The organism is Photobacterium sp. OFAV2-7 (assembly GCF_022347985.1).
GTDB lineage: Bacteria > Pseudomonadota > Gammaproteobacteria > Enterobacterales > Vibrionaceae > Photobacterium.
This window is the reverse complement of sequence record NZ_JAKRFQ010000103.1, coordinates 1-9133: the sequence shown is the minus strand read 5'-3', so window position 1 is coordinate 9133 and position 9133 is coordinate 1. Positions and strand designations below refer to the sequence as shown.

Genomic DNA, 9133 nt, shown 5'->3' with positions numbered 1-9133 from the left:
CGCGACATCTATCGTCTCGCCGTAGCGGCCTTTTAGCTGTTTGAGAATATCGAGCATCGGCAGCATGGTGCCCTGGCTATCCGTGAACGTCATATTGAGATGGTCTTGGGCCTTGGCAACGCCGCCCAGGAACGCACGGTATTTGGTACCCGCTTCACTGCCCGACATGGTTGACTGCAGGGTGCCCATCACAGCCATCTGTTCTGACATGGCAATCTGGGCCGAGGTAGCGTCAGCACCGAGGCTGGCGAATGCTTGCGACATCTTGGTACCGTCAGTTTTGAACATCTGTACAGCACTGGCCGTCATCCCGGTTAGCTGTTCAACCCACACACCTTTCGTCATTGCGGCGGCATCATTTTTGAAGATGCCGTACATGGTGCCCATATAGTCGGTGATGGTTGCGGTATCGGCCTTGGTCGCAGCAGCCAAGACACCCGACGCCTTCGTAAACTGCGAAAGCTCCATGCCGTTCAGCCCTGCAATACCCGATTGAATATCGTAAGAAGCCGCCACAAACTGATCGGCAGACTTGCCATATTCCACCGCGAAATCCAACGCCGTATTGCTCAGTTGCTGAAGAGCATCATCCGTTACACCCAACGACTTCACTTCACCCAGCGACCGATCCATCTCGATGGCTGGCATCAAAGCAGCCTGCAAAGCGAAACCCGCCCCCGCCACACCTGCTGCGCCAGCAATCATCGAGTGAGTGCCGGACTGGTAAGCGCTTGTGACCTCATTAAACTGACGTTGAATGTTGCCAAGCGGTTTGGATATCTGGTCGACTAAGCCGACTTGAAATCGAAGGGCTTCCGGTAACATAGGTTTCCTGTCTACTTGCTAAAGGCTCTAGCCACACCGTTAGCTGTCACTGCGGCCATGTTTTCCCAGTACTCTTTTTCCAACCAGGTAGCTCGGGCTAAACTGGCAGAGTCATCGGACTCATTGGGTAGCCACTTTCGCCGCCACGCCAGCATCTTGTCGAAATCGTTATGATCCAGCGCGGTGACGAGGCCGTTTATTTTTTTACTTTAATGTCCAGCTTTGGTGCGTATTCCTGCGTCACCGCAGCACCAACCTGCATTGTCGTACCCGGGTTACCCTTAAGCATTTCACGCAATACCTTCTTGGTTTCTTCGGTTGCGGTTTCGAACACAAAGTTATGATATGCAGCAGCAACATCACCCTGTGCCGTTGAATTCGCACAATCGTTGTATGCTGTTTCGGTTGGTTCAAACTTCAGCTCTTTATCGCCAACGGTAAGGGTGATCACTTTTTTCTCGTTCATGCTGTTTCTCTCTCTTTTTCTAACTTGGATTCCAGACGGTCGAATCGTCCGTTCATTGAATTTTTGATATCGTCTACGGATTCCCGTAATTCGTGCTTGGTGGCGTACTTCTCTGCAACATCCGCCCGCTGATTAGCAATCGCCAGCTCATTGTTGTGCGTTCGTCGTTCAAGTTCGCGGGTCGTTGTGGCGGATTTCTCGGCGCGAGTGAACACGAAGCCGATCAGCGTCAGTAAGAAGCCAGCCAATCCCAGCAAAACGCGCCAATCATCCATTTAGCCTCCTGTTGCTGCTTGTTTCAGCCCTGCACTAATGCCAACCGGCTCTTTTCCTGCTGCAACCTGCTTGTCGACTGAACGCTTGTGAATATTGATACCAAGCACAGCCAACGCGACAGAAATCAAAGGAGTTAGTGCCACAATGGCATTAATCACATTGGCCGTTTCGGTTGGCTCAAGCAGCATCACCATGAATAAGCCAAGGAACATCAAGGCCCAAGAGAAGCAAAGCGTATACCCCCACGTAGGCCGCCAACGGCGAACAAAGGGATCATTGCTTGCGTACTCAGCTTGCATCGTGGCTGCCTGCTGCACCGTTGCCAGCCTTCGTTCTTCACTTTCAAGTTCCGCATACTTAAACGCCAATTCGCGGAGCCTTACCCGTTCATCACTTTCCAGCTTCTTCAGCGTTAGCAATGCTTCTGGATTAATACGAAGCTCGGCTTCAATCGCTTCCGGCGTGTTCTCGACACCTAATGCCGACGCCACTAAACCACCCACAGCACCGCCTGCCGGACCGCCAATCAAAGTGCCTACCAATGGGGCCGCTGTGCCAATTAAAGATTTAACTGTGTCCCACATTTTTATTAGTCCTTGATGATTGTTAGCGTTGCTGGTTCACCACCCAATTCCGCCATCAGGCTGTTAAAGGCATCTGTCGAGTTCACAACTGCCCACTCATCTTCAATAAATCCGAAATCAACTCCCGGCGCTAAACATCCTTGCAACTGGCTTGGGTAATTGGCTTTGTGGATCAAAATATGTGTTCGCTGGCTTGGACCGTTTCGCGTAACACCTAAGTCTTTGGACTCAAGTGCATAGCACTCACCAAACTTTGGTGATTTGTGCGGATAAAGCGTGTAAGTTCCCGACGGGATACATGACTTTGACTTAGCATTATTCATCCAAGGACGTTCAACCATGCAGCAAACCTTGCTGCCATCCTCTCGATGCAGTGTTGAAAACGTTCCGTGTTCAAAGTAACGACGTTTAAGAACAAAGCGCTTCATAGCTTCCCCTCTTCGGCTAATTGCTGGCAACGAGTGCAATACTTGCAGCCCGGTACTTTTTCGCGGCGTTTTTCTGGAATTTCGTCGCCACATTCAACGCATTCCGCCTGGCTGTTCGTGTTGCTGGCTTGCGCTTTGGCCGTGGCTGCCAGCTGGTTAGCCACCGCCATTTGGGTGAATTGGGCTTCGAAACGGCTACCTTGGTCGATAACATCGGTCATCTAGCCCCCTATAGGTCTTCGATTTCTTCCGGACGGAGATAAGGCACACCGTCAATTCGCACAAAATCCGGACTGGTTACATCAAACGGCAGTTTGTGAACCAGCGTACTGCCGCCATTGCTGTCGATATCGATCAGGTCTGAAACCTTCAACCGGCAGCCGAAAGCTTCAACCTTCAGCTCATCTTTGTCTGTTTTGCCGTAGAACATGGCATCGAACACGTCCAGGCCTCGCCACGAACCGGCTTGCTTGGCAGCCTTGCTCAGAATCCTGAACTGGTTGGATGAAAGCTCGATTTCGCCAGAGGCTTCGACGTCCCCGTCCACGTAGTCATCCGGTATACCGCTTGTCTTATTCACCGCTGAGTTGTCGGTGATCGACAGGGTGACTTTATTGGCCTTCAGCCTGTAATCACCCAGGGTGAAATGCATGTTCTTGCCAGACAGCCTTGCCATACGTTAAGCCTCCATATCTGCAGGGTTGGTGAGGTCTAGTGCAATATTGACTTCAATGTCTTTCGGGCAGTTATGAGGCCTTACTTGTAAACCGATTTGCACTTTCTTTTTGGTCGGCCACTGGATGATTACGTCTTCATCACGCGGCGCCATGATTTCACCGGGGAATGTGATATCGCCAATTTGTGTGGTTTTGCTCATCAACAGCATGTCTTTACGGAAGTAGCTGCGATTCAATTCAATGCTTGGCGGCGTTGAGTTGAGAATGCGGTCACCGATACGGCGGATAGCTTTAATCCGAACACGGCGATTAAGCTTATGAACAGGGCGCACCCACTCGATATACTGGTAATCACCACCTTTGGCTTCCAGTGTGGTGGCATCCGTCCAGTAAACACCTTCGTAATCGGCGTACCACTGCGGCAATGAATAGCGAGCGTTAGCCAGTGTTTCTACGGTGGACATTTCCAGCGGCTGGCCTGCGCTATCAACAGGCATTTCACCTAGCCCCAGCACGTTGCCAGTTGCTACCCGTATGGGAGTGTCGGCTACGGTGACACTGCGGTCACACAAGCGGCCACCCAATACGCCCACATTGTTACCGTTAAGCTGCGGAACCGGTGTTACCAGATTAGCGGCGACGTCTCCAACCAGAGCCAGCATCATGGCTTCGTATTGCGCCCAAGTCTGGTTTTCACTATCGATGCCCGGACAGGCAGCAAGGAAGAATACCCAGCGCCCCAGTTTGCTTGTCAGTTCGGTGGCTTTGGCCTGCATTGCGTCGAAGTTAGCTTTGTCGGTAGCAATATCGACGATACAAATACCTTCAAACGAGTCGGTACGATTGGCAATGTCTACCGCATCTTCCCATTTATCATCAGCCTTCAGACCGAATATCCCCGCCGTCCAGTTCTGCTTTCCGTTGAGCTGTGCGGCTTTTACGTTATCGCCCAGAGCATCTTCCGCCACCACCTTGTCGAGATCGGACATGGCGTTAATGCGGGTAACCCTGCCCTGAAGCTCGGCGTTGTCTGTGCGGCCAATGTAGAGCAGATGGCGTTCAACTTCGGGGATATCGCCTTGCCCTAGATTGAGGTTGTTTACCCCGACCTTTCCGGTTGCCATTTAGTTATTTCCTCGCTTATTTTTTCGTCCTGGCCTGCTCGAAAATCTTGATGAGCTGGCGAGTTACTTCGCGTTCCTGGCTGCCGAGTATCTGACGTTCCGGCAGTGGGATATCCCAGGCTGTCTGGTCGGGCTTATTGCTGAGCTGGCGAATAATCATGCCTGCCTGCCCGTGGGTCAGCGTATTCTGCAACTGCTTCAGGCTTGGGCTTTTGTAGCCTTTCCCGCTATTACGCGGCACCTTGTAACCCAGTTCCCTTAACTTTCGCGCCATACCTCTGCTGCATGGCTTGCTGTAATCCGGTTTTCCGAAACGCTTGTCCAACTGCCCTTTGGTCATCCGCTCGGTTTGCCCTGAGTGGTGACGGGCTGCAATTCGTCCGGTTAATTTGTTTCGCCAGGTTAAATCCAGCGTTTTGCTGTCTCGTACATAGGGTTCCAGGCCTTTCGCCATCCGGCGCATCATCTTTCCGCGCTTGCTACCCTTACGACCTTCCAGTTGCCTGCCGTGGATATCCTTCTGTTGCTGGATACGCTTTCGAACATTGGCTTTTTCCCAGCGCCCGAGGGTTTTCAGGATCCAAGTGCGTTTTCTGGGCGGCAGTGCCAGCAGCGCCAGTTTTTCCTGCATGTTGAGCCGGTCACGCTCAACAACCTTAATCTGCGGTTTCATTTACCAGTTCCGCATCTTCTGCTGTATCAATTGGTACAGACTGAACACGGTAGGTTTGGCCCTTGTAACTGATCATTCCCAACGGGTCCGGAATCATTTCCACGGGTTCCATCAAATCCAGCTCCACCGCCACATCGGCTATGTCGTGACTGAGCACATCCACAGACAAATCCGGGTCGTCCATATCTTTATCCTCGTCACGCTCGCTGTCGTAGTCGGACAGCCAGCACGCTATCAGGGCGAACAGGTTGTACGGATTCAGTTGCTGATGCGGAAACTCTTCAATTCGAATCACAGCCCGATAGCGCCAGTAACAAATCAGAATGCCGTCGTTGCCCCGGTCTTCCCCGCTGATAATCAACTTGCCGTTTTCCTGCCAGGCGTCCATTTTGTTATCGAGCACATTGGTGTTCAGGTGGCTGACGATGTAACCCGTCAGGTGTTCAAGCTTTGTGCTATTACAAATCTCGTCTGTCATATCGAGGCTATTCCGTTAGGGCTTCTGTTCAGCAGCAAGCAGATATCGCGACGGGCTTGAGACAGAAATCGGTCAGATTGCTCAGGTTCATCAGTGGCCGCGTTGTTTGCTTCAGCACGCTGGTCTTGAGTGGCAAACTCTGGCAACAGCTCGGCATGAGCCAGGCCATACACCGCCCGTTTATAGGTGAACTTTTTGGCGGCTGTCAGCTCTGGCGGGTTGCCATCAACCAGCAGCGTTACCAGCTGTCCCTGAACATTCAGCGCCGCAATGCTGATCGCCATTGCAATGGAATCGTTATCGAACACGGTGGATACCCGGCGAATATTGCGAAATTCACCAGTAGACAAATCGGGCCAGCCGTCCCCGGCTATTGCGGTACTGTCTGCCTGATTTGTTCTGCCACCAAAGCTCATAACGATTCCTTTTAAATAAATGCGCCTCTGCCCACTGGGTCGACGGTTTCGGGTTAGCCGGTTGGCTTTCCTAACCTCGCCAGCCGAGGCGCGGTGGGTAGAGAGCCTTACAAATTCTTTCCGTTCGTCAGCGCATTAATGCGCATGTCGATTTTGCTGAGCTGGGTGCCGACACCCACTTTGCTGTACAGCTCATCAGCGGTAGTCAGCAACGTTTTGGCCTTCTGCAGCGTGTCGAGATCACCGACAGCCGTCGCCCTTGGCTTGCCGTTTTCATCCCGCAGCAAGTGAAGGCCAGCAAACTTGAACCACCGGGCTTTTCTTTCTTCATGCAAGCGCCAGTCATTGCAAACCTTCTCAAACACCTGGCTGAAATAAGGCTCAACAGAATGCCCACGCTCTGCATTTCTCTCGGCCCACTCAAGAACGAAGCGCGCACAGAATGAAGGCCAGTCGCTCTTGATAAATTCAGGTGTTGGCAAGTCCAGCTCTATAGCCTTGAAGCACCAGTCAATAGCGGTATCCAAATCGTCTGTATCAAATAGCCAGACGATCAAAGAGCTAAAAATCGGGTTCTGATACTGCTCGCCAGCAGCCAGGTATGCTTCAGCCAATGGCTTGTATTTCGGGATCAGCACCGTTCGCTTGTGCGCCACCTTGTCGGCAATGGCGTTGAAGGCTTTCAGGCCTTTGCGGTCTTCTTCGAATTCAACCAGCTTGATGTGCAGGCTGTCGGTGTTGACGGTTGCAGCCTGCGGGGTCTCCCCCGCTAGCTGCTTAGCCAGTAGCGCATCACGTTGTCGTTTTAATGGGCTAACCATGCTTCATCACCTACGCTGCGGGTTCTGGTTCAACAACGGTGACATTTTCAATGGCAGCAAATTTAGCCATATTGCCAACGGCGTAACCTTCCATACGGATGTGGTTACTTTCAAAACGCAGCGTATCTTCGTTATTTTTCTGGTTACGCCACTGGGTGCCTGTCTGCGTCAGGATTTGCAGGTTCTTCAGGTTGGTTACCCAGATTCCTGCTTTCGGGAAGAATGGCGGTTTATAGGCTTGTTTACCGGCAATGGTTTTCGCCAGTGACTGTGCTGCCTTGTGTTCGGTTGGGGTTTCTGCTGCTTCTAGCAAACGATGCTGTTCAGCTGCCACTAAGTCTGAGCCCACAAGAACAACCAGATCAGGGTCTTCTTGATGCTCTGGCGCAATGGTTGTGTTGATCAGGTCTTGCACCAGTGAATCTAAATTCTTGTAAGCACCCGCAGTTTTGCCCGTAGGGTCAAGCTTGGCCTCAGCAAGAACCTGTTCAGCCTTTTTTTCTTTAACAATGGTTAGCCAACCTTTGTTAACGTCTTGGCCAAGTGGATTGTTTACAGGGTCAGTCGGTTCGGCAATAGATGTACCATTGAAACCCACGCGCAGCATGTCTAGTGCAAAACGGCGAGCAATGGCGTTTTTCATTAGCTTGAGCCATTCACCCTTCTGGCCTGAGTTCGCCCACTGCGTCATGGTTTCCCATTTAATATGAGCACCTGAGTCGGTTTTCGTCAGCTCGTAGGTGTTACCTTTCTGCCCCACTTCAGTGCTAAAACGACCTTCAGCAGCACGTCCAGTTGAAAGGCCATCGTCACCCACATCAATAACCTGACCTTTGATTTGCAAGACTGGCAGCAGAGCAATCATCCCCAAGAAGGCATGAGACTGCATAATCGCCTGTCGCAAAGCAGTTTCCATCGGCGGTGTAATGTTGAACATACGAGCACCGCTTTGAGCGCCTGCTGCCGTTACGGTTGCGGCGCAGAACTCCATGAGGTATCCAGTTGAGACTGCATTAAGCATTAAAATACCTCCATTTTGTCGTTAGCGCCGGATTGGTCAGGTCGTTGTCCTGGTGCTTCCTGAGACAATTCGTTGAACTTATTCTCAAGGGATTCAATTTTTCCTGGCAGTTCAGCAAAAGGTTTAAGCTGTTTTTCTAGCTCTGTGCTGAACTGCTCAGAATTAAAGGTTTGCGGCGGCTGCGCTGGGGCTTCCGCCTCCACATCCTGATTTGGCTGTTGGCTGAACTCTTGTTTCAGTTCTTCCTTCAGCTCGGTTTTCAGCACGCTGAATTGTTCTTTCAGTGCTGTTTTCAGTTGCTCTTCGGTCACGTCAGTGTCCTCATCATGCTGTTTTTCGGGTAGGTTCTGCGGTAACTCGCCACCACTCGAAAAGTACTTGGCAAGTGTTGAGAAAGCTTGGGCGAGTGGGTTAGTGGTGAAGCAATCAGACAAATCCAGCTCTTCCAACTGGCTACAGTCCATTTCGTAAGGGGCATGATCACCACCTTTTGAAAACTTAAGACGCGTGGTACCCGTAGATGCCGGGGAGTCAGTCACAGCTAGACCTTCAAGGTAACAGCGGCCCTGGCCTTTGTAGTCTGGATTTGGTTCGATTGAAGTAAATAGCTTTTGCCCATCTGCATTGGCATCAAGCAAATATTTATTTGGGGTAATCTTGGCGAATAGGCGCAATTTATCTTTAAATTTTGCCGCCTTCACTTCTTCAACAACACCCCAGTTTTTGCCATCAAACGGTGCCCAAGATGAACGGAAATGTTCAGGCCAAACCATAGCCGTGTACTCATCAGTTGAATACTGCTCTGCCATGTCCTTAATCCATGTAGCAGTGATGGTACGACCATCAACGGTCGCTCCCTCTGTCGCTACAATTTTCCAATCACTGGTCTTACTCATACGCCTTACATACCCAATCCAAATATTGTCAATTTCATATCAGTCACGGCAAAGATTACGCCTTTGAGCACCTTGATTCATTCACATAGATTCCTAGAAATTCGGATACAGCCCGTATCCGAACTAAGCGGAATTTTGGTGAGTCATTTGCGTTCTTTCGGGGCGTATGATTGCGGCATGGCATATAGTGATGAAATTAAAAACGCGGCCAAAATCCTGTATTTGCGCCGCTGGAAACCAAAAGAAATAGCAGCCGAGCTGAACCTGCCGAATGACCGTGTCATTTATAACTGGGCAGAAAAACACAGCTGGGAGGCTATGCTCACCCCTGATTCTCTGGAAGATATGATCAACCGGCGATTAGCCGTATTGATGGATAAAGACGAGAAAAGCGACCAGCAACTGAAAGAGCTGGATAGGCTGATTGATCAGCAAGTAAAGGTGATGA

At 51.0% G+C, this 9133-nt stretch carries 14 protein-coding genes and 1 pseudogene; 1 reads left to right on the top strand and 14 read right to left on the bottom strand.

The features are described 5' to 3' along the window. The 14 genes from MHN01_RS08495 to MHN01_RS08430 all read right to left on the bottom strand — a co-directional run. Positions 1-825: phage tail tape measure protein (locus MHN01_RS08495; RefSeq protein WP_239410954.1), on the bottom strand; the 825-nt coding region annotated here is incomplete at its 3' end. Between the two features lie 196 nt (positions 826-1021). Beyond that, the gene (locus MHN01_RS08490) at positions 1022-1291 is read right to left on the bottom strand and encodes a putative phage tail assembly chaperone (RefSeq protein WP_239410953.1); all 270 of its coding nucleotides are present in this window, start codon (positions 1289-1291) and stop codon (positions 1022-1024) included. Next, the gene (locus MHN01_RS08485) at positions 1288-1566 is read right to left on the bottom strand and encodes a hypothetical protein (RefSeq protein WP_239410952.1); all 279 of its coding nucleotides are present in this window, start codon (positions 1564-1566) and stop codon (positions 1288-1290) included. The genes MHN01_RS08490 and MHN01_RS08485 overlap by 4 nt, the downstream gene beginning before the upstream one ends. After that, the gene (locus MHN01_RS08480; RefSeq protein ID WP_239410951.1) at positions 1567-2151 is read right to left on the bottom strand and encodes a 3TM-type holin; all 585 of its coding nucleotides are present in this window, start codon (positions 2149-2151) and stop codon (positions 1567-1569) included. Between the two features lie 5 nt (positions 2152-2156). Beyond that, a complete protein-coding gene (locus MHN01_RS08475) occupies positions 2157-2579 on the bottom strand; it encodes a DUF5675 family protein (protein WP_239410950.1) in 423 nt (140 codons plus the stop codon). After that, positions 2576-2800, bottom strand: coding sequence for a TraR/DksA C4-type zinc finger protein (locus tag MHN01_RS08470; protein WP_239410949.1), 225 nt, complete (start codon positions 2798-2800; stop codon positions 2576-2578). Before MHN01_RS08470 ends, MHN01_RS08475 begins: the two co-directional genes overlap by 4 nt. A gap of 8 nt (positions 2801-2808) precedes the next feature. Next, the gene (locus MHN01_RS08465) at positions 2809-3255 is read right to left on the bottom strand and encodes a phage protein (protein WP_239410948.1); all 447 of its coding nucleotides are present in this window, start codon (positions 3253-3255) and stop codon (positions 2809-2811) included. A 3-nt stretch (positions 3256-3258) separates the two neighbouring features. Continuing rightward, positions 3259-4380, bottom strand: a complete 1122-nt coding sequence (locus tag MHN01_RS08460; protein WP_239410947.1) for a DUF2586 domain-containing protein — start codon at positions 4378-4380, stop codon at positions 3259-3261. A 16-nt stretch (positions 4381-4396) separates the two neighbouring features. Beyond that, positions 4397-5053, bottom strand: coding sequence for a virion morphogenesis protein (locus tag MHN01_RS08455; protein WP_239410946.1), 657 nt, complete (start codon positions 5051-5053; stop codon positions 4397-4399). Beyond that, positions 5037-5531 (bottom strand): phage tail protein, encoded by a 495-nt coding sequence (locus MHN01_RS08450; protein ID WP_239410945.1) that lies wholly within the window; start codon positions 5529-5531, stop codon positions 5037-5039. The genes MHN01_RS08455 and MHN01_RS08450 overlap by 17 nt, the downstream gene beginning before the upstream one ends. After that, complete coding sequence (locus tag MHN01_RS08445; RefSeq protein ID WP_239410944.1) at positions 5528-5947, bottom strand: head completion/stabilization protein; 420 nt, start codon at positions 5945-5947, stop codon at positions 5528-5530. Before MHN01_RS08445 ends, MHN01_RS08450 begins: the two co-directional genes overlap by 4 nt. Before the next feature lie 107 nt (positions 5948-6054). Next, a complete protein-coding gene (gene gpM, locus MHN01_RS08440; RefSeq protein WP_239410943.1) occupies positions 6055-6768 on the bottom strand; it encodes a phage terminase small subunit in 714 nt (237 codons plus the stop codon). 10 nt (positions 6769-6778) lie between these two features. Next, a complete protein-coding gene (locus tag MHN01_RS08435) occupies positions 6779-7789 on the bottom strand; it encodes a phage major capsid protein, P2 family (protein ID WP_239410942.1) in 1011 nt (336 codons plus the stop codon). Continuing rightward, positions 7789-8685: a GPO family capsid scaffolding protein gene (locus MHN01_RS08430; RefSeq protein ID WP_239410941.1), complete on the bottom strand. Its 897-nt coding sequence runs from the start codon at positions 8683-8685 to the stop codon at positions 7789-7791. The genes MHN01_RS08435 and MHN01_RS08430 overlap by 1 nt, the downstream gene beginning before the upstream one ends. A 138-nt stretch (positions 8686-8823) precedes the next feature. Between MHN01_RS08430 and MHN01_RS08425 the strand changes: the two are divergent. Next, a pseudogene (locus MHN01_RS08425) lies at positions 8824-9133 on the top strand (hypothetical protein); the annotation flags it as partial.